Consider the following 21624-nt stretch of genomic DNA (forward strand, 5'->3'; position numbering starts at 1 on the left):
ATACAGCCCCTGCGACTTGGGCCAGTCGCCAGCGCCTAAAACAGCGCGGCTTCTGCCGCTGCCTGCAACTCGGCAGCCAACCGGGGCAGCTCCAACTGCTGAGCTGTGCCGTGCAGCGCGGCCAGCCCAGCGCGGGTCAGGCCCGCCAAATGAGGATGGATCAACGTTTTGAGGGCGTCATCCAGGGTCAGACCTGCTCCGGCCAGTGCCAATGCCTCGCACATAAAATGCGTGCCCACCGTGACGTAAGCGCGGAAACGGTGGGTGGCGCGGTCTTCGGCGGCTTGTCCTGTGCCGACAAAAGCGTAGAGCGTATCAAGTTGAACACGGGACACTGCTGACCGAGTTCGCTCCAAGAAAGCCCGTTCCTCGCGCGGCACGGTCAGCGGCAACGTGATGAAGCGCCGGGTCAGAGCCGCGCCGATTTCGTGCAGGCGGCCCACATCGGCGTCGTTCATGGTGGCGATCAACAGGAAATCTGGCGGCAAATACACGGCTTCGGGCGCGCCATCTGCCTCTGAAACCAGCGGCATACGGCTGCGGTATTCGGGGTCGAGCAGGGTGAGCAGCCGCCCAAAGGCTTCATCTTGGTGGGCGCGGTTAAATTCATCGATGATCAGCGCGTGGGGCCGCCCGGAACTCTGCATGCTGTCGTGGTGCCGCTGCGCCGCCCGCGTGACGATGCCGGGTTGAAACTGGTAACGCAGACTGTCACCGGGAGCTACCTTGAGGCCGCCCAGCACGTCGCTGCTTGTCCAGCGGGCGTCGGCGGTGACCAAGGTAAAGTTGCCCGAACCGCACAGGGCTTCTGCGAGCAGGGTCGCCAGCAGCGTTTTGCCCGTGCCGGGCGCACCTTCGAGCAGCAAGGGGCGGGCCAAGCTCAGGGACACCCGCGCCGTATCCAGCACGTCCGGGTCGATGATCAAGCGCTCCTGAAGGTCGTCCCAGAGGCCGGGCGGCGTGGGGACAGGTTTGGGCCGCACAGGTTCCGGCAAGACTGGCTCAGGCGGTGGCACCAACGGGTCCGGCTCTGCCTGCGGCTGGGTTACAGAGAGTGGCACTGCTGAAATTGGTTCTGGTGTGGAGAGGGGAACAGGTTCGACACTGACGGAGAGAACAACTTCAGTATCCGTGCTGACTGGCTCTGCTTGGGCTGACTCTGGCGCTTTTTTCAGGGGTACGGGTGCAGGCCTCAGCAAATTTTCCAGTAAGTTGCGGGCGTCCAGACTGGGGCGCGGTGGCGCTTGGCCTTCCATCTTGGCAAAAGGCAGGGCCGGGCCGCTAAGAGCGTGCAACAACAGGCCGCTGCTGAGGCTGCTGCCGAGCGGTTGCCTGTGCTGCGGCCTGTTGCCGTGTTCGCTGTAGGCGGCCCGCACTTGACACTGGTGCAAAAACCCGTCCCCCCGGCGCTCCAAGTGATGCTCGTACAGCGCAACGTCTTTGATCAGGGCCACCTGTTTTTTGCGGGGCAAGTAGCGCAGCAAGGCTTCCAGAGACAACACACGTTCCGAAAAGGGAACGGCGCGGTAGGCCAGCACGCGGGTTTTGGTCAGGCTTCCCAGGAGGCTTTGCCGCGCGCAGCGTTCGGCGGCCAACAGCAGCGGGCGCGGCGCAGGAGCAAACATAGCCAGCGGCCCCCCTTGGTCATCGGCCACGTGGCCCGAAAACCGCAGCACCGCGTCTGGCCCCCGCGCCGATTCGCTGATCACGTCGCACACCAACAGGTGCAGTTGAGCCGCCGCCGCTGCCGCTGCCCGCGATCCCTCATCTGCCCAGGGAAACTCCACGGCCTGTTGCGAATCCTGTGACGCAGACGCGTGTGGCACAGACGCGCTCGGCACCCTCAGCGGCAGCGCAGGCGAGAGAAGTGCGCCTCCCGAATCGGTGATCCAATCGGCTGCCGAGGCCGCTGTTTCGACTGCCCGTTGCTGCTCGGCAGGCAGGTGAAACAAGGCGTCGAACGCAATTTTGAATTGGGCAAATACGGTCATGAAACAGGGCGGATCGGGTCGTGGGGTGGTCATGCAAAAACTCCGGGAAAGCCGAGGGTGCGTAAGTGAACAGGCAGTGCCCCATGAGGATCGTTGGGATGAAGCCGGACGCGCACCATGCGGGCACGCTCGCCGGGAAGAGGATTGATGTGCAGGGCCTGTGCAGGGCTGTAAGGCGTGGGCTGAGGTTCTGTTTCTCCTGCGTTGCCGTCAAGGTGAGAAGGCCGCCCAGTGTCCGCCCGGCCCGGCCACAAAATAAGTCCGGTGGCCGCATGGGACAGCCCCATATAGCGCAGCAACTGGTCATTGATCTCGCGTTGCTGCTGGGGATTTAGGCGGTCAAGGGGGCGGTATTTGACATCGGCCACCAGCGCCCGCCCATCATCGAACACGGCCAGCAGATCGGGGCGCAGCAACTGCAAGCCTTGTCCGATGCCCCGGAAACTGAGTTGAGGATTGAGGGTGACCGTGACGCCGTTGCCCCGAAACGTCCCGGTAAAAAGACCTGTGCTGTCTCGCTGGAATTCACCGCTGCTTGCGCCGAGGGCCTGCGTCAGGCGGGCCAGCGCCCAGAGTTCGTACAGTTCGGCCATGCGGGTGTGGCCGTCCGGAATGCCGGTGGCATGCGGCGACCACTGGCGCACCTGTTCGGCCAGCGACGCGGCTTGGCGGGCGAGTGGGTCGGGCAGTGTGGCAACGGTACGGCCTCCCAGAAGCCGAACAGCACCGTTGGGGGCAAGCTGCCCGCCCGCCCGTTTTCCGGCCAGGGTGGCTTTGGCCACAGCAAAACGCGTCAGCAGCAGTGTGCGCTCGGCGGGCTGGGGCAACCGCTGAGCCGCAGCACTCAGGGCGTCCCACAAGTCCAGCAGGGCAGAAGTAGCCGCTGGCGGCCAGGGCGGGGCAAGGTCGCGGGCCACATGACCGGGAAACCCGCCCCGGCCCCAATGCTCGAAGGTAAGATCCCAATCGACCCGGTCAGGCACGTGGCCATCTCCTTGCACGCGCTGTCCGTGCCCCTGCACCAGTTGGGGCCGCCGCCGCGCCAGTTGCCACAGCTGCCACGCCTGCCCCGCCCACTCCAGCAATTTCGGGGCTTCCGGGCCTGAGCCTGTGGGGGTTGTCAGTTGACTGCCAGCCGACAAGAGACCCTGCGGAAAATTAAGCCGCTGGCCCAGTTCCGGCAGGGCGTCGGCCATTCGGCCCAGCGCCGCAAAAGCCTGTTCCGGTTGTTCGTGCAATTTGGCCGGATACACCAATACCGGATGCCGCACCCGGCCCGCGTCCGACTCGGTGGTAAAGGTCAGGCGGCCCACCCAGTCGGTCAGGCGCACCTGCACGCCGTACGGCGTGAGACTTTCTATATAGGGCAGGCGTTGGCTGTTCTCGCTTTTGCCCGCGCCCGGCTTGTCCACCTGCGGCTTCTCCAAGGGCTGACCGTGCAGGCCCACAAAACTGATGTGGCCTCTGGTAGGCAAAAAGACCCCACGTTCTTCGGCAACGTAAGCTTCAGGGGTGGGCGGGGCAGGGGAGAGGGCGGCAGGCAAGCTCAATGAACCCACAGACTAGCGCACGGGGCTAGGGCAACGCCCACCGCTGACCGTTCGCCGCAGTGAAGGCACACACCTCAAAGCTTTAAGACGCGTCTCCAATCCGGCACTTGCCGTCTGATTTTCATCCAAAGTCAGCACCAGCGTTTGTTAAAGCTGGTGCTGGAGTCGCTGGTGCGAGGCATCGCCGCGACCTTGCTCTCCACTTTCCGCACGCCATTGGCCCAGTACAGCCCTTTGATCACGTATCCAAATTGAGCAGGCCGCCAAGTCATGTCCTTATGACATCTGAGGGGCTATTCATGTTTATCAGCAACATAAATGGGCTGCCAGAAGGCCCACGCTGAGCCGAGCGTGCTGCCAAAACATACTTTTACGTTTGAGTAACGAGCCAATAGGCAGCATGGCATTCATAAGGGCTTTGGACAACCCCCCGATTTGCCGGGCCATCCAAGTTGAGCTTGAGGAGCGATGAATGCCGAGCGACCCCAATACATTATTTTTCTACAGAGCGAGAGCCGTTGCAGACAGTGTTGCTGGCTTTTCCTACGCCGCCCCGCTGCCCACCCTGTGCCCTGGGTTTCTTTTGGTTTCCAGCAGGAGAACCCGATGGATATGAGGAACCATGAAGTGGGGAGTGCGCTGGGCCTGTCTACGGTTCGTAGCCTTGTCCGTCCGTTGGCCCTGATAGCCAAGCGGGCGCTGGATTTGGCCTGCGTGCTGATTACGGCACCGATGTGGCTGCCCCTCTGCGGCCTGGTTGCGGCCCTAATTTGGCTGGAAGACCGCGCCGACCCACTGTTTAAGCAAGACCGGGTGGGCCTGGGCGGCTCGCTGTTTCCCACTTGGAAGTTTAGAACCATGCGCCCCAACGCCGAACAGCTGCTCCAAGACACTCTGAACCAAAATCCAGAGCTGCGGGCCGAATGGGAGGCCAATCACAAGCTGCGGCACGACCCACGCATCACCCGAATTGGCCGCCTGCTCCGCAAGACCAGCCTTGATGAGCTGCCTCAATTGATCAACGTGTTGCAGGGCCAGATGTCGCTGGTCGGCCCCCGGCCCCTGCCCGTTTACCACGCCAAAGAACTTCCCCTCTATGTGCAGTTGACGCGCCAGCGGGTGCGCCCCGGCATGACCGGACTGTGGCAGGTGTCGGGGCGTTCGGCGTCAGGCAACCGGGGCATGGAACAGTGGGATCCCTATTACGTGCGGCATTGGTCGCTGAAGCTTGACCTGATTATTCTGGTCCGCACCGTCAAAGTCGTGTTGGGGAGTACTGGAGCTTATTAGCCGCTAGAAACGTTTAGAGGTCGCCCTGCAAGTCGGGCGACTTTTGTTTTGCGTTGCTGAGCCTCCCTTTCCACATTTAACCTGCAATGTGCAGAAGGCTGAACCGGCTGATAAATAGGCCACGGCCTTAATGATGTTCTTAAAACCGCCTTAATCAAACGCATTTGCCAGACGCCCGAAACGTTAGGTTAGCGCCCCTTTCGCCACACTCGCTCATGCATCCCCATGAGGGGAGTAAATGCTCTTGGAGGAACCTAAATGGGTCAACGAAATTCGACAGCGCACGGGCCTGTGGCGCAACAGTTAACGGACGAGTCTCCATCCGTCTCAAATCCATTGGCTCAGCACTCACCGCGCCGATTCTCTTCCCGCAGGGCAGCGCGGTTCGGTCTGCTCTGGCTCATCGGGGCCACGTTGGTCGCGTGTTCTTCGCAGCCTTCCACTGGCACTGGAACTACAGGCCCAGATGCCACTTATCCCTACGCCAGCGGCACCGACTATTCCTGGTCTGACGAGTCCGATGCCAATGACCCCTATCCTGGCGGCTTCGGTTATCCCTGGCGCGGCGTGGGCCTGTCGGCACTCGATACCCCCACCGATACGCAGCTCAGCGACATGACGTGGACTTCAGCCACCAACGGGTACGGGCCAGTAGAAATCGACAAGAGCAACAACACCAATACGCCTGGCGACGGCCTGACCCTCACCATCGGCGGCAAAACCTTTGCCAAAGGTCTGGGTGCGCATGCCAAATCAGACGTGCGGTACGCGCTGGGCGGAGCCTGCACAGTCTTTACCGCTCAAATAGGTCTGGACGACGAAGTGGGCGACCGGGGCAGCGTGGCCTTTCAGGTCTGGAACGGAGTGTCCACCCTGCTCTACGATTCCGGCACCATGCGCGGCATAGACGCGGCCAAGCCCATCAGTGTGAATGTCAGCGGTGTGCAGAGCCTCCGTATTGTGGTAACTGACGCGGGCGACGGAATCGACTACGATCATGCCGACTGGGCCGACGCCAAAGTGACGTGCAGCACGGCTCAGCCTTCCGGCGACAAGCTGTTGAGCGAGTTGACGCCCCTGTCGGCCACCAACGGCTACGGGCCAGTGGAAATGAATGCCAGCAACGGCGAACGTCCGGCAGGCGATGGCCGTCCTCTGACCATTGGCGGCACGGTGTACCCCAAAGGCGTTGGCGTTCATGCGGCTTCGCAGTTGGTTTACGCCCTGGGCGGCACCTGTTCCACCTTTAGCGCCGAAGTGGGCGTCGACGATGAAGTGGGCGACCGGGGTAGCATTGTGTTTCAGGTCTTGGCCGATGGAGCCTTGCTGTTCGATAGCGGCGTGATGACCGGCAAAGACCCGGCACGTTCGGTGGATGTGAACGTGGCAGGCAAGCAGCAACTCACCTTGCGTGTGACTGACGGCGGCAACGGCGTCGATTTCGACCACGGGAATTGGGCTGCTGCGAAAATCAATTGCTCCACCGTGCAGCCTGCGGTCAGCAGCGTCACTGTCAGCCCAGCCCCCGTCAACGTGAACGTGAACGGAACCCAGCAACTCAGCGCCGAAGTCAGTGGACAGGGCAGCTACAACCCCGGCGTCACCTGGGCCAGCACCAACACTGCCGTCGTCGCGGTCAGCCAAACCGGTCTGATCACGGGGGTCACTGCAGGCACGGCCACCGTCACGGCCACCTCCACCTTCGATCCCAGTAAGTCGGGCAGCGCCCAAATTACAGTCAACGCGGCCCAAGCTCTGCCTGCGGGCGGCATTCAGGTCAACTTCCAGCCCGCCAACGCCATCAAGCCCGTGGGCTACACCGCCGATGCAGGCGCGGCCTACGACGCGGCACGCGGCTTTGGCTGGATTACACAGGCCAGCGTAGGCACAGGCGCGGGCGTCCCCATCGACATCACGCCCAATTCACGCGACCGCGCCCTCGTGGGCGTAGATGCCCGCCTGAATACGATGATGCACATGCAGTTTCCGGACAGTGTCACCAACGCGACGGCGGTTCGCACGCCCGCCGCGTGGGAATACGCGCTGCCCAACGGCGTCTACAGCGTCACCGTCAGCGTAGGCGACGCCAGCAACAGCTTCGACAGTGCCCACCAGATCAACATCGAAGGCAAGCTCGCCATTGCCCGTTTCGTGCCCATTGCCGCCCGCAAATTCACGTCCAGCACGCTGCTGGCCACCGTGACCGACGGACGGTTGACCATTGACGCGACCGGCGGCTCCAACACCAAGCTGAACTACGTGGTCATTCAGCCCGGAGACCGTCCCAGCGTGCGCGGCTACTCTCCGCAAGATCACCAGACCATGGTCGACCCCGGCGTGTCGGTCACCGCCGACGTGAACTTGCCCAACAATGCCATCGACCTGAACACCCTCACCTCTGCAGCGGTGCACCTGATCGATCCGGGCACCAGCCAGATCATTCCCGCGACTGTCAACACATCGGGCGGCGGCGACGCGGTGGTCATCAAGCCCACCTCCGCGCTTCAGGCCAACTCCCGCTACATCTTCGAGATCACCTCTGAGCTCAAAGACCTCAATGGCGCGGCCTTCTTGCCCCTGCGTTCCTCCTTCGTGACCGGGGCGACGTCTACCGACACCAGCGGCGTGGCCTTCGAGCAAATCGCGCTGCCCAACGTACCTGTCATGCCCTACACCACCGTCGAAATGGGACCGGACGGCAAGCTGTACGCCGCCACCCTGACCGGAGAAATCCTGCGTTTCGGCGTTCAACCGGACGGCACAGTTACTGCGCCGCAGGTTATTACGTCCGTACAAACGGCCAACGGTGGGCCGCGTACCATCATCGGCGTGAAGTTTGACCCGGCGGCCACTGCCGACAACCTGATCATGTGGATCAGCAACAACCACTTCTGGGATGGTGGAGCCAATTCGCCCGACTGGAGCGGCAAGATCACCAAGCTCAGCGGCCCCAATCTGGAAAACGTGCAGGACTACGTGGTGGGCCTGCCCCGTTCTATCCGCGACCACCAGACCAACAGCATCTCGTTCCGTCCCAACGATGCAGGCGCGTTGTACGTGCTTCAGGGCAGCAACACGGCTATGGGCGCACCCGACAACGCTTGGGGCAACCGCCCCGAACGCCTGCTCAGCGGCGCGTTGTTGCGCGTCGACCTGAACAAGATTCCTTCGCCGCCCATCAGCGTCAAGACTTCGGACGGCGGCCTGTACAACCCTTACGCTGGTGGCGCACCTGTCACCATCTATGCCAGCGGCATCCGCAACGCCTACGACATGGTGTGGCATACCAACGGTCAACTGTACGTGCCCACCAACGGCTCGGCGGCAGGCGGCAACACCCCGGCCACTCCAGCCACCTTGCCCGCCGCCTGTAATACCCGCTCCGACGGCCCTTACACTGGCCCTGCCGTCCCCGGCCTGACCAGCGTAACCGTGCAGCACGACTTCCTGTTCCGGGTTCTGCCTGGCGGCTACTACGGCCATCCCAACCCTCTGCGCTGCGAGTGGGTGCAAAACGGTGGCAACCCCACGGCAGGCACCGACAAGGCCGAAGTCGCTGCCTACCCGGTGGGTACCATGCCTGACCGCAACTGGCGCGGCTTCGCCTACGACTTTGGCGAGCATGCTTCGGCCAACGGCGTGATCGAGGAATATACCAACGCCCCTACATCCGCCCTGCGGAACAAGCTGCTGGTCGTGAGATACAGTGCGGGCAAAGACATCGTGGTGCTGACGCCCGGTGGCCCCAATCTGGACATCATCACCGCCCAGACCTTCGTGACCGGCCTGAACAACTTCACGCCCAACCCACTTGACCTGGCCGAAAACCGGTCGACCGGACACCTGTACGTCGCCCAACTCGACGAGCAGACGGGCGTAGGCAAGTTGACCTTGGTGCGGGTCAAATAACCTGACCTGACCGCCTCCCTCTCGCCCCGCCCACCGCGCCGCCACTCACCTTCTCGGGAGTCGCGGCGCGGGTTTTTACAGCAGTGAACTGCGCATGGGTTGCTTATACCCTGGACCCTTAGACAGACCCCTGTACACGTAAGGAGGTTTCCCCTATGTCAACCCTTCGCAACACTTGGCCCAAACTGCTGTGTCTCACGCTGATGCTGGGCGCGGGCTGTGCTCCAGCAGCTCTGAACGTGGCGCAGGTCGCCTCACCATCGGCCACGCTGCCCCAAGTCCTCCACCTCGGCAGTGCGGCTCTGGCCCTCGCGTACTCTCCGGATGGGCAACTGCTCGCCACAGGAAACGGCGCGGGTCAGATCAGGCTGCGGCCTCAAGCTTCAGGAGTGGCCCCCCGCACTCTCCCGAACCAGAGTGCAGTGACAGCCCTCGCCTTTAGCCCCAACAGCCAACTGTTGGCCTCGGCAGGCAGCGATGGCCGTATCCGCATTTGGGATATAGGCACAGGCCGCTTGCGCTTTACGCTCAACCCAGACACCTATTACGTCACGTCGCTCGCCTTCAGCCCCGATGGACAGCAGCTTGCCAGCGGCAGCGGCGACAATACGGCCTTGTCGGGCGCGGGCAACAGCGTGAAGCTATGGGATGTGGGCAGTGGCCGCTTGCAATCCTCCCTCCTGGGCCACACCGACGTTGTCACTGCCGTCGCCTACAGTCCCGACGGAACCGTGTTGGCGAGTGCCAGCCGCGACAACACTGCCCGGCTGTGGAATGTGGCTGCCCGCCGCGAAACTCGCACCCTGCGGGGCCACACCGATGACCTGACGGCGGTCGCGTTCGCGCCCAGTGGCAAACAGCTCGTCACGGGCAGCGCAGACACCACCCTCAACGTGTGGACGCTGCCGGGCGGCGAGTTGGCCCGCACCCTGCCGAGTGCCGCTCCCATTGCCGCCCTCGCGTTCGCGCCCGGTGGAACCGCCATCGCCGCGGCAGGAGAAGACCGTGTGATCCGGCTCTGGAATGCCAGCACTGGAGTCGGCATGCGGGTTTTCCTCGGCCATACGGCCCCCATCCGGGCGCTGACGTTTGCACCGGGCGGCGCAGTCTTGGCGTCGGGTGGCGGGTTGGATAAAACAGTGAGGGTCTGGCAGTGGAGTGGAGGAGAGTAGACGTGCGAAAGTTGCTGATACTGCCGTCCCACGATGAATCTTCCCAGCAACGTGCCAACTCAATCTTTTGAGGCCGGGATGAAGACTTGGGCGATCATCAAGAAGCTGAAATGAATAAGCTTCACGGACAGCTCAACGAATACTGAAAGTCCAACAATCAGAAAAGAGGCGTCTGGGAGCAACTCCCAGACGCCTCTTTTTGTCCTGCTCTAAGCTCCTGCACTATTGCGTGATGGTCTCTCCACCAACCCGTTCGCGGGGCAGCGCTGCGGGAGCCGGAGCCACCGCTGCCCTACCCAGCCGGGGCCGAGTATTCAGCAGCACGCCCAGGACACGGGCACGGGCTGTCCGGGCAGCGTCAAAGGCGGCAGACACGTCGTCCAGAGACGTAGAGCCGGGAACCACAATGAACACCAAGCCGTCGGCAGCCGCAGCCAACGCCACCGCGTCGGGCGAGGTCAGAAGGGGTGGGGTGTCAAAGAGAATGGTGTCGTACTGGGTACCAACGCCGTCCAGCAAGTGGTGCAGGCGGGTCTGATCCAGCGAACCGTCGGGACGCCCAGTGACGCTGGCAGGCAACAGGTCGATCTGTTCGGTCACGGCTACCGGGCGGTCTGCTTCTCCGGCCAGAGTTGGCCGCTGGGCCGACTGGTTCTGAAGACTCTGCCACAGCCCAGCTTGTGCGGCGCGGCGGCTGTCAGCGTCGACCACCAGCACGCGCTCGCCACTCTGGGCAAGGCTGAGGGCCAGAGCCACGGTGACGCTGCTGCGCCCCTCGGCTGGCCCGGCGCTCGCCACGACTAAGCGGCGAGGTTTCCCGGTGCTAGCGCCCAACTGCGACAGCACATTCACGCGCAAAAAGTTGATGCCGGTTCGCCAGCCGCCCGAATGCAGCGCGGTCAAGAGGCCTGAGCCAGTTGAGGCTCCCGGTACACTGGGCAAGCGCCCCAGCACCGGAACACCCCAGCCCAGCAGGTCTTGTTCGCTGTACACGGTGCGCCGACGTCCAGCCCACAGCAGCGCCGCGCCGCCCACCAACAGGGAGGTGAGCAAGGCGGCCAGTGCCGCACTCCTTGCCGGACGAGGTGAGGCGGCCTGGCGGGGAAGTTCCGCACTTGCCAGCGGCGCGAGGCTGCCCGTCGTGGACTGTTCCAGTGCCGTGACCTGTGCCAGATTTTGCAGCACCTGTGCCCGCGCTGCCCTCAGCGTTTGGCGTTCCAGCGCGGCTCGGCGGGTGTTGCCAACAGTGGCAGGGGCGGCCTGCAACTGGGTATCGAGGGCCTCGAATTGGCTCTCGAAGCTGGTTCGCAACTGGTTCAGGCGTTGCTGGGCGCGGCCTGCATCCCAGCCCAACAGGGCGGCGGCTCCGGCATTGGCCAGGATCTGTGCGGACTGCGGGGTGGTCGCCGACGCCTCTACTTCAAACACGCCGTCTAATTGTCCGGTGCCCTGCGCCTTCACACTCAAGACTTTGCCAAGGTCGCCGCGCACCTGTGAAGTCAGAACATTCAACGTGCTGGGTGGAAGGGTTTTGCCCCGCGCCCGTAGCTCGTTCAGCAACCGCTGACGGACGTTACTTCCTAACAGAGCTTCTTGCAGCGCGCCTCTCGGAAGCGATGGGGCCACGAACACGCTGGGATTCAGCAAGCTGCTGCCGCCGTCGTCTCTGACCGTAATGAGGCTGGCGCTGGACTCGTAGACAGGCGTTTGTTGAGCCGCCAGCAGGTAGGCTGTGCCTGCGGCGAGGGCGGCGCTGGTTGCAATAATCCCTGCACTGCGCCTCAAGATCGTGCCCAAGCGCCGGAAATCGTTGTCGGTGTTCAGGGGCGCTGTCTGAGGAACAAGCGTTTGGTCTGCAGAGAATTGCGGTAAAGAGGTCTGCTTTGAAGGAGTCAAGTCGCTCACCTCAGCACCCCAATTCCAAGCTGCTGGCATCCGACAGCACGAAGCGGTGAATACGCGGAATGGCTCCGTGACCGATCACGCGGGCCTTCACTCCGATCAGGCACTCTTGCAGGCGCACACTCATGTTGCAAATCTCGGCATCTTCGTCAATCACACTGTACTCCACTTCGGCATTGCGAATCAGGCTGCCGCGTCCCACGCTCGTGTACGGCCCCAGATATGCGTTTTCAATTCTGGCCCCAGCCGCAATGGTCACTGGCCCCATGATGACGCTGTTGATGACTTCTGCGCCGGGTTCCACGACCACCGCTCCGGTCAGGCGCGAGTCGGTGACTGTGCCCAGCACGCAGCCCTTTAAGCCGCGCAGCAGCAGACGGTTGGCGTCCAGCAGGTCTTCGGGCTTGCCGGTGTCTTTCCACCAGCCCTGCACGCACTCGCCCAGCACATTGCCGCGCTCTTGTATCAGTTCGGCAATCGCGTCGGTAATTTCGTACTCGCCGCGTGCGCTGGGTTTCAGCGTTTCCAGCACATCAAAAATCACGGGCGAGAAGCAGTACAGGCCTGCTACCGCCAACTTGCTGGGCGGCACTTTGGGTTTTTCCACCAGTTTCGTAATATGGCCGTTTTCGCCCATCACGGCGACCCCGAAAGCGGTGGGATCGTCCACTTCCACGAGCGCGACCACCGCGTCGGCGTTGCGGCGGTGAAACAGTTCGATAAAGCGCCCCACACCCTGCTCAAAGAGGTTATCTCCGAGGTACACGCAAAAGTTGCTGTCTCCGATCCACTCGCGGCAGACCTTCACAGCGTGCCCCAGCCCCAGCATTTCATTCTGGTAAATGAAGGTGATGTTCACGCCCTCCAGGTCGCGCACCGCACCCTCAATGGCCTTGCGGGTCAGGTCGGACACCACGATGCCGATATCCCGGATGCCCGCTTCCGACAGCGTAGAAATGGCGTGGCAGATGATGGGCTTGTTGGCGACCTTTAGCACGGGTTTGGGCCGGGCGTAGGTCAGCGGGCGAAGGCGCGTGCCCAATCCAGCGGCAGGAATAATGGCCTTCATGGGGAGGGCGGAACGGCGGCCTCCCGCTAAAGCAGTAGGGTCTGAATAAGCAATGTTTGACATAAGTCCTCCGGAAACGCGGCAAGTTCGCCTGAGTAGGATTGCCTGAATTGGATTGAAGGATTCGGGCGGGAATGCAGGAACAAAAGAGACTGCCGCGCCCGGTGACGGACTGCGGCAAGTTCTGATTCCGCTTGGTTGTAGTGTGCCCCTCTGGGCGTTACGGCATCGACAAAGAAAAGATTTTTCTAAAGATTTGCTCTACAACAGCGGGGATGCCGCTCACTGCTGGCTCAGCGTGCGCGGGACGAATTCACTGTTGTCTCCAACAGTTTTGGCTATGCCTCCAGAAACGCCGCCTCTAGCAACGTCCCGCAGTACAGCTTCCCACTGCGGCACACTCTGGGCTGGCGCAAAAGCCTCGGCACGGCGCAGGCCCAGCACCGTAAAATGGTGCCGCACGGCAGGCTGGGTCAACATCCGGCCCAAGGCTCCAGCCAGCGCGATGGCGTCGTCGACGGGTACCAGCAGGCCGTTCCAGCCACCCTCTAGAAGCTCGCCGGGGCCAGAGGGACAGTCGGTGGCGACCACGGGTGTGCCGCACGCCATCGCCTCCACGATCACGCCGCCCAGCCCTTCGTAGCGGCTCGAGAGGGCAAAGACCGAAGCGTGCCCCAGCAGTGGATAAGGATTGGGCAGATACCCTGGTAAATGCACGCTGTCCTGCACGCCTAATTCTTCAATCAAGCGTTCAAGAGCCGAGCGTTCCTCGCCCTCGCCTGCAATGACCAGGTCGTGCGCCACGCCCTGCCGAAGCAGGTGAGCGTGGGCACGAATCAGGGTGTCAAAGCCCTTTTGGGCGGTCAGGCGGCCCAGCCCCAGCACGGTAGGCCGAGTTCGCATAAACGCGGCCCAGTCGGGTAAGGGATGATCCTTGTAGGCCCGGACGCGCTCTAAATCTATAGGGTTGTACACCACGCTCAAGCGTTCGGAGCGCAAGGGTTGCAACCGGGCCAGCGTCTCCCGCGTGCCCTGCGACACAAACACCAGCCGGGGCAGTCGTGTATAGATCAGGCGCGAGAGGACACGGTGCCAAGCGGGTTGCTCGGAAAAGGTGTGACTGAGGTCGTTGCGAACCCAGGCCAGCGCGGGCGTGCGGGTCAGCAGACTTGCCAGCCCCGCAAAATAAGTAGGCATCAATTCCACCGCGCCCACGATCACGTCTGCCCCCCGCGCCGCTGCCAGGAGCGTAGTCGGAACCTGCGTCACCGCGTGCCGAATGCGCTGCCCCGGCCCCAGCGCCACCGTCACCGGCACGCCGGGCGGCAACTCGCTTTTTAACGCATCCTCAGAGCGCAAAATCCAAATTGACGGTTCGAAGTGCTGGCGGTCTAGTCGGGAAATCAGCCCCAACGTCACCCGTTCTGCGCCGCGCCCATACAGTCCCTCCAGCACAAACAGCACCCTGATTTTGGAGGAGGGAGGACGGTGCACAGCGGGCGATACGACGGACGGCACAGCAAAAGACGCGGTTGCTTGCTGCGCCTGCTCGGTCATGGGCGGATGCCCGTCCAGGTCGTCGCGTAGGCACCGGACGGCAGCGCTCCTGTAGCCACCACCAGTTGCCCATTGATCACGTCGGCCACAGGCGATTGCCGGGGCGCGGGCAGCGGCGTCAGGGCAGTCCAAGTATTGGCTGCCGGATCGTACTCGCTGATATTCGACACCTCTGCCGAGTTCTGGGTCACGCCAGAAATGACCACGATTCGGCCATTCATGACCACTGTAGACGCGTTGATATGGCCAATTGCCAAAGGCAGGCTGGCCCGCGCCGTCCAGGTATTGGTGGCAGGGTCGTACATATGCACGGCGCTCTGGTTGCCTCCGTACTCGTCGCCTAGATGCTGGCCGCCCAGTGCGTAGATTTTGCCGTTCAGCACGGCCCCGGCAAGGTGGTTGCGTGGGTTGGGCAAGGGCGCAGCCGCCGTCCAAGCTGTGCCGCCATCCAGTTGCAGCACCCAGTGTTCAGGCGAGTCGCGCCGATACAGGTCGCCGTTGGTCACGTCACGCTCGGTACCGCCAAAAAAGTGCAGGGTACGCCCCAGCCTGACCAGTGCGCCGCCGCCCCGTGCGCCGGGCAAATTCGGGCCTGCGCTCCAAGTGTCGGTGCTCACGTCGTATTTCCAGACATGCGCCGTTTGTGGGCCGGGGTGATTGCCCACGAAGCCGCCCGCCACATAGATCGTTTGACCGTCTACAGCCACCGCCCCGTGTGTAATTGGTTCGGGGATATAGCGGGCGCTACTCCATGTATTGGTTGCCGGGTCGTACGCCTGCACTCTGGAATTGGTCTGCAAATTGCTGTCGAAGCCGCCGAAAATATACAGTTTGCCGTTCACAGCGGCCCCCTGCGCTTCCGATACTGCTTTGAGGGCGTCGGCCTTCTGTGTCCAGCTCACGGCGGTCGCCGATTGCGGGCGCACATTGCTGATCACGAACACGTAATCCTGATAATCGCCGTTGACGGCAGGTTCCATGGCCACCAAATAAGAGTTGGACACAGGCTGTCCAGCCCTGTTTTTGAGTGGGTACACCCGCACGGCGTGCTTGAGTGGCCCCATGTTGAGGTTGTCTTGGGTGTACGTCGTTTGAGGCGCGTAACTGGTGCGGCCTGCAAACAGCCCGAAGGTCGCGTCGCCCGGATCGAAGCTGGCCAGCGTGCCCGACGTGAGCGCCGGATTCAAGGTCTGCTCCTGCCCGGTGGCAATTGTGCCCACCGTGTTCAGGGCCGTACTGCCCGACACCACGTAGCCGAACGGCAACAAGTCGTCCGGCGAGTAACGGGCTACCGCTTTCATGGTCACGGGGCCAGTGCCGGCTTTGCGGAACAGTTGCGCGGCCACTTCATCACCGATCAGATTGCTGCCCGTGCCCAACAGCAGGGCCGAACTGCCAATATTGATGCTGTAGCCGAGCGTGTTGACCACTTGCTGCAAGGGGGGTTCCAGATCGCCCTGCAGGCCAGATGCGCTCAGGCCGTACAGACTGACCGCAGTGGGCGCATTGCCCTCAGAGGCCACTTGCAGCGAGGCGCTCAGCGATCCCACGCTGCTCAGGGGCGCAAAGCGGACGCCCACGTTGACATTCTGGCCTGCCGCCAACGTAAGGGGCAGGACGGGTGCGTCTACCACGCCAAAGGCGGCGGCATCCTGGCCCGCCACCGTCAAGGCCGTGATTGTGACTGCCGCCGTGCCCGTATTGCTGAGCGTGACCCGCTGTGCCGCGGAGGTGGCGTTGCGCGTCGTGCTGAACACAAGTTCGCTGAGGTTGGAAGATACGGTGCCGACAGTGGTCGGCACCGGAATAATTTCGAGGGCGCTGATCTTGGCGTTTTCGATCTGCCGCACGAAGGCCAGATTCAGAACCCCGTCGGTGACGGTAGAAGGCAGGCTTTTAATCAGTGCCCGGCCCGCGCCGCCCGCTTCGGCAAAAATATCAAAACGGTTCAGAACCGTCTGACCTTCCACCTTCACGTCGAAGACCCGCTGACCCGCTGCCGTTTTGTTCAGTTCTGCAAAATGCAGGCGCACCTGATACTTGCCGTTTGCCACCGGAACTTTGTACTCGAACGCAGTTTCTCCAGCAGGAACGCCGTCGGTCAAGCCGCCTGTCCATTCGGTCTGGTACAGGGCGGCATTGGCCGGGGCCACGACGCCCGCAATGGTGTCAGACTCGCTGTAGGCGAATCCGCCCGTCACGAGGCCGCCGCATGAGGTCACGGCGTTGCAGGCCTGCCACTCCACGCCGTCCACCGTTTGGGCTGGGCCGCCCGCATTGATCCGGACAACGCCGGACTCCGAGCCGCACGCCACCACTGGATTGCCCCAGTCGGCGTGATCGTAGTCGAGGCCGTCGCCTGCGTCGGTGACCACCAGCCGCAGGTCTTGAACCCCAGACACAGCCACACTAATAGTTTTGGCCGCGTCTGCGCCGCGCATGGTGCCGGAATCGTAGAGTTTGGTCGCCGTGCCGCTCGCCGCGGAGCCGCTCCATATCTGGAAGACCACGCTGCCTCTGTCGCCCACCTCATCGTCTAGGCCTATGCCCGCCGTAAAGGTGCTGCACTGACCGCCCAGCGCAAAAGTGACGCTGGAATTGGCGTGTACGCCCAGCCCACGCGTATAGGTTTTGCCCGCGATGGTCAGGGGACGCCCGTCGCTTGACAGTTTCTCGCCGTTGCTCTGGTCGCGCTCTATTGGCCCCCACCCGCTGTTGGCCGCCGTCCAAGGCTGGCCGCTCAGGTTATTGTCGCCTGCGCCGAGGGCCAAGGCCTGCACCCCGGCAGGGGCCGGGTCTGTCCAGGAGTGGTCTTGGCCGTCGTACACGAAGTCTACGGGGGTTGCTGCCGTAGCTGGGGTGCCCGTTCCGCCGCTCGAAACTGGCCCAGACTGCGTACAGGCGGACAGCGATAATAGGCCGCCCAGCAACCAACGCCGCCAGTTGCGGGAGGTCAGGGTGGTAGAAGCACGGAAGACTTTGGAACGGTCAGCAATCGCGTGGTCAGGAGAGAATGGGGTCATTGAAAAAGCCTCCAGAAAATAGTGAACTCGGCGTGTGGTGAGGGAGCAATAACGAGGGTAAGGGGGGGGTCATTAAGACAAGTCCGAATTAGGTGCGCCAAAGTTAATCCAGTAGCCTACCCAGCGCAGCAACGCAGAGCTGCATCTAGCGCCCCAGAGTGGGTTGAATTTCGCCCGCCCTTGCCCGCGCTTGCCACTGCGCCCGGCTATAGATGTCAAGTAGCAATTGGCCATTGCGCTCGGCGGTGTACTCATTCAGGTAGGTTTGCCGGGCCACATGGCCCATCTCGGCGCGGGCTTCGGGGTGATCCAGCATCCAACGCACCTGCGTAGCCAAATCCTGTGGGTCACCGGGGCTAAAGTGGCGGCCCGTGCGGTCATGCTCTACGATTTCGGCCATTGCACCGATTCTGCTCGCGACCACCGGGAGCCCCGTCGCAAGAGCTTCTAGCAGCGTAATGGGATAGCCTTCATACCACTCGGAAGGAAAGACCAACATAGTGGCATCTTGCATCAGTTGAACCACACTCGCTTTTTCTTGCCTGCCCAGATAGGTCACGCCCTCGTAGGCATCGGCGGCAGCCTGGACTTCGGGAGCCAGTGGCCCGTCGCCCACGATGATGAGGGGCAAGCGGGTGTGCAGCGTCTTCCATGCTTCTAGGAGCGTCAGCACACCTTTTTCGGGAGGTAAGCGGCCCACGAACAGCGCGTAGCCCCCGCCGTGCATGCCTACTCCTGGATCATCGGCCAAGAAGTTGGGCTTGACTAGAACCCGCGATTCGGGCAGGCCGCCTTGTACGTGTAGCCCCCGCGAAAATTCGGTCAGTGCTATGTAGACGTCCACCATCCGGCGGTAGGTACCCAGCATGCGGTGGGTGGTCAGCATGCCCGCCGCCACACCAGAGGCGGCGCGGCTGCCCCGGTAACAGGCATGCTTGACGCCGGGCCAGGGCAGCGTTTTACCCAGACAGTCGTGACAGGTTTTCCCGTCCCGGTGAAAGTTGTAATTGACGCACATTAGACGGAAGTTGTGGAGGTGCTGCACCACTGCCGCGCCGCTCGACTTTACGCCCCAGTAAGCGGCAGGCGAAATGATTGGAAACGTGTTGTGGAAATGCACAACGTCGATGCCCTGATCCCTGACGATTCCAGCCAAAGCGCGGGCTGATGCCGGATTCCAAACCGTGTGCAAGGCGGCACGAGCCGCCGAAACGCCTTTGAGGTCGTCGTTATGGACGCTATATCGGGTGACCTCTATGCCGAGGCGTTCCAGCTGCTTAGTTTCGGCCCGGAAAACTTCATCCTCACCGCCTGCCTGCTGATAAAAGTTGTGAGCGACAAGAACTTTCATATGGTGCCTCCAGTGACGACTTCTTGGCGGTATAGATCTAAATAAGCCTTGGTCATCCGATCCATACTGAAGCGGGCGGCGGTGGGGGCGATCAGGGCGAAGGCCCGCTCGCGGTACTGGGCCGGTGCCTCAATGACTCGTGCCAGCGTGCGGGCAAATCCTTCTACGTCCTCGGCGCTGACAAGCAAATCGTGATGAGGTGGAAATAATTCTTGCAGACCGTTAATGCGGGCAGCTACCAGGGGAGTTCCCGCCAACACGACTTCTATTCCGAGGAGTGACAACCCCTCATGGCGCGAAGGCATCAGCACTACGTCGTAGTCGGCGAGCAGAGCTGAAAGCTGCGGTATAGGAGGAGACACCTTCACGGGCCAACGCCCCTCTTGCCGCTCTGCCCAATGGTGTAGTACAGGTGCAAATGTGCCCTGTCCATACATCTGTATTTCGGCGGCAGCAGTTGTCAGTTCGGCGGCGCGTTCCAAAATAGCGGGCAGCAAGTCAGTTCCTTTTTGAGCCTCAAACCGCCCTGCAAACAGCACCCGCGCTGGCCCTGGAAGGCGCTGGGCGGGTGCTTTGGCCCGCTCCATCACGCCATTGTAAATGACGCCAGTTTGCGCTTCTGGCAATAGCCCCAGTCCATGCCTGGCCCGAAAGTCGTGCAGTCCCTCAAGGCTGGCAGGCGACACGCCTACCGATTCGGCATGTTCGAGACGGCGTTCCACCCATTGACCGATCCGCACCCATTTGGGCCAAAGGACCGTGTTGTGAATCGTGCGGATCACGCGTAGACCTGGATTCTCTGATCCGAACAGCAAGCTGGCCGCGTAGGCGGCGTCCGGAATATCGGTGTGCAGATGCACGATGTCGGGCCGCACCCGCCGTAGCAAGCGTCTCAGAGCCAGCCCAGCGTGAATCATACCGCCGCGTTTCATGTCCAAAGTGGTGCCGCTATAAACCGGAATCTGTAACTGCTCCAGCCGGGTTTGCATTGCTCGACCCACAGGTGTCTTGGTAATGCCCCTCACCGCAAAGACCGAGAAGTCGCAATGCCCACTCAATTGTTCGGCCAGTGTGAGGGCGACTTCTTCCGAGCCACCTAAATCTAGGTGGTGCACGATATGCATGATGTGGAGCCTTCTCACCGCAGGATCCCGCTGGGGCTGAGTATTGACGGCATGCTGACTGGTCATATGAACCTACTCTGCACAGGGAGTGTCTGCACCGTTTGTGCTGCCCACTGCGGCCTCAATCGCCGCTGCGTTTCGAGAAGTGCAAGGCCAAATCCGAATAAACTCCAAAACCAGATGCCCCCTTGCGGCCCTTCCAAGTAGACGTCGAAGCTAGCATTGACCATAAACGCGGCCCAGTACGCTAAGACCCACACATTCAGGCGCACCCACAGGTCTTGTCCGGCCCGCTTGGCCAATTGGTACGCCCGCAGCAGCGCGGCCATGAAAGCCAGTTGCAGCAGCGCCCACACCACCACGCCCGGCACCCCGGAACGCGCCAAAATATTCAGGTGGCCGTTGTGCGGACTACGCAGCGTGTTGCCCTCCAGTTGGTAGCCGTCGTCGTCGGCCAAGTTGATGCCGTAGCCTTTCCCCGTCCAGAAATAGGGGCCGTTTGCTGTGTAATTCACGATATCTGTCCACCACTTAAGTCGCCAGCCGCGTGAGCCGTCACGGTCTCCATCTCCAGTTTGTCCCGTGATGCCTTGTAGGTTGAGGAGCAAGGCTTCGGCGGAGATGGTATTGCGCTCTTCGCCTAGGTTGATGCGCCCCCCAAAGGTAAGAAGTGCGGTGAGCGCCAAAGTGAACAGCAGGGCAGGCTTGCCCCAGCGAGCCTTCACGCGCGCACCGAAGCGCAGCACGAGCACAATCAATACCGCTGCCGCAATCGCCACGATGCCTGCCCGTACCCGGAACAAGGGAATCAGGGCCGCCGCTAGCCAGAGCATCCACCACAGCCATTCTTGCCGCGTGCTGGTCACTGCGTTTAGCCGAGCTGTGACGGGCCGGAGCAGTTGCGGCAGTCCCAGCATCATTAGAGTGGCAATGCCAGCCAAATGCACAGCGATGTCACCGCCCTTTAAGTCAATCAGGAGCGCTTGACTTCCGGGAATGCGGGGCAACGCCCTAGGAAACAGTTCGAATATAAACGTAGCTATAGGCGTCCAGACCAGAAATACGGGTATGAACCTCAAGTACGTGCGGGCCGCATTCAAGGTTAGACCCGTGTGAAGAAGCAGGGCAGCCACCGCTAGCCCAAACAGGCCGTAGCCCCACAACACGGCGTCGCGCAGGGCGTCTAGGGCGTACGTTCCAACCTGCGTCACGGTGGCGGCCAGTCCGATTAATAAAAAGGCCACCAGAACGTACGTGATTTTGGACTGGACAAGCTGCTTGCCACTCAACGACACCAACGTCGCCACAATACAGACGGCCAAAATCATTTCTCCGACAAACAGTGGGGCCACGCCCAAATAAGCAAAGCCGCGGCCCATCATCGCGTATCCCAAAAGGCACACGCCCAGCCAAGTTAGTGCCAGCCGGGGCAACTGTGCCCGCACTGCCAACGCTGCGGCGAAGGCAAACACCAGCAGCGCGGCGAGAAAGGCCAGCAGAGGATTCCAAACGGCCAACGTACCAACTGCCGCTGCGCCCAACATCAGGCCTAAACCTCCCAAAACCAGCAGCAGAGGGGAAGCAGAGTTGAAAGACGAGTAGAGGCCTGTGTACAGCTGGGTTGACGAAGCGTCACGGGCTGAAGGCAATGGGCGTAGGCGCAAAACGGGGCACTCCTTTAGAGCT

General features: G+C 62.1%; 13 protein-coding genes. 3 read left to right on the forward strand and 10 right to left on the reverse strand.

The annotated features are described in order from the left end of the window. Positions 1–35 precede the first annotated feature (35 nt). From M1R55_RS25060 to M1R55_RS25070, 3 genes are all read right to left on the reverse strand, one after another. Positions 36–2024 (reverse strand): AAA family ATPase, encoded by a 1989-nt coding sequence (locus tag M1R55_RS25060; protein WP_249396023.1) that lies wholly within the window; start codon positions 2022–2024, stop codon positions 36–38. After that, entirely contained in the window at positions 2021–3541 is a 1521-nt protein-coding gene (locus tag M1R55_RS25065; protein WP_249396024.1) for a hypothetical protein, read from the reverse strand. Before M1R55_RS25065 ends, M1R55_RS25060 begins: the two co-directional genes overlap by 4 nt. A gap of 131 nt (positions 3542–3672) precedes the next feature. After that, a complete protein-coding gene (locus tag M1R55_RS25070) occupies positions 3673–3813 on the reverse strand; it encodes a hypothetical protein (protein ID WP_249396025.1) in 141 nt (46 codons plus the stop codon). 340 nt (positions 3814–4153) lie between these two features. On the opposite strand from M1R55_RS25070, the gene M1R55_RS25075 reads away from it, so the two are divergent. The 3 genes from M1R55_RS25075 (at position 4154) to M1R55_RS25085 (ending at position 9912) form a co-directional block, all read left to right on the forward strand. After that, entirely contained in the window at positions 4154–4831 is a 678-nt protein-coding gene (locus M1R55_RS25075) for a sugar transferase (protein WP_371827317.1), read from the forward strand. A gap of 258 nt (positions 4832–5089) precedes the next feature. Then, positions 5090–8740 carry an NPCBM/NEW2 domain-containing protein gene (locus M1R55_RS25080; protein WP_249396026.1) on the forward strand — a complete coding sequence of 1217 codons (3651 nt, stop codon included), beginning with the start codon at positions 5090–5092 and terminating at the stop codon, positions 8738–8740. A 155-nt stretch (positions 8741–8895) separates the two neighbouring features. Beyond that, complete coding sequence (locus tag M1R55_RS25085) at positions 8896–9912, forward strand: WD40 repeat domain-containing protein (protein ID WP_249396027.1); 1017 nt, start codon at positions 8896–8898, stop codon at positions 9910–9912. Between the two features lie 222 nt (positions 9913–10134). Here M1R55_RS25085 and M1R55_RS25090 read toward each other — a convergent pair whose 3' ends face one another. The 7 genes from M1R55_RS25090 to M1R55_RS25120 all read right to left on the reverse strand — a co-directional run bounded on the left by M1R55_RS25090 (position 10135) and on the right by M1R55_RS25120 (position 21482). After that, entirely contained in the window at positions 10135–11808 is a 1674-nt protein-coding gene (locus M1R55_RS25090) for an AAA family ATPase (RefSeq protein WP_249396028.1), read from the reverse strand. Positions 11809–11818: 10 nt separating this feature from the next. Then, a complete protein-coding gene (locus M1R55_RS25095) occupies positions 11819–12883 on the reverse strand; it encodes a glucose-1-phosphate thymidylyltransferase (protein WP_249396125.1) in 1065 nt (354 codons plus the stop codon). A 282-nt stretch (positions 12884–13165) separates the two neighbouring features. Next, positions 13166–14440, reverse strand: coding sequence for a glycosyltransferase (locus M1R55_RS25100; protein ID WP_249396029.1), 1275 nt, complete (start codon positions 14438–14440; stop codon positions 13166–13168). After that, entirely contained in the window at positions 14437–17463 is a 3027-nt protein-coding gene (locus M1R55_RS25105; protein ID WP_249396030.1) for an NPCBM/NEW2 domain-containing protein, read from the reverse strand. The genes M1R55_RS25100 and M1R55_RS25105 overlap by 4 nt, the downstream gene beginning before the upstream one ends. 145 nt (positions 17464–17608) lie before the next feature. Then, positions 17609–18814: a glycosyltransferase family 4 protein gene (locus M1R55_RS25110; RefSeq protein ID WP_249396031.1), complete on the reverse strand. Its 1206-nt coding sequence runs from the start codon at positions 18812–18814 to the stop codon at positions 17609–17611. Next, on the reverse strand, positions 18811–20004 hold the full coding sequence (locus tag M1R55_RS25115; RefSeq protein WP_249396032.1) for a glycosyltransferase: 1194 nt from the start codon (positions 20002–20004) through the stop codon (positions 18811–18813). The genes M1R55_RS25110 and M1R55_RS25115 overlap by 4 nt, the downstream gene beginning before the upstream one ends. Next, entirely contained in the window at positions 20001–21482 is a 1482-nt protein-coding gene (locus M1R55_RS25120; protein ID WP_249396033.1) for an O-antigen ligase family protein, read from the reverse strand. The genes M1R55_RS25115 and M1R55_RS25120 overlap by 4 nt, the downstream gene beginning before the upstream one ends. Between the last annotated feature and the right edge of the window lie 142 nt (positions 21483–21624).

It is taken from the genome of Deinococcus sp. QL22 (assembly GCF_023370075.1).
Taxonomy (GTDB): Bacteria; Deinococcota; Deinococci; order Deinococcales; family Deinococcaceae; genus Deinococcus.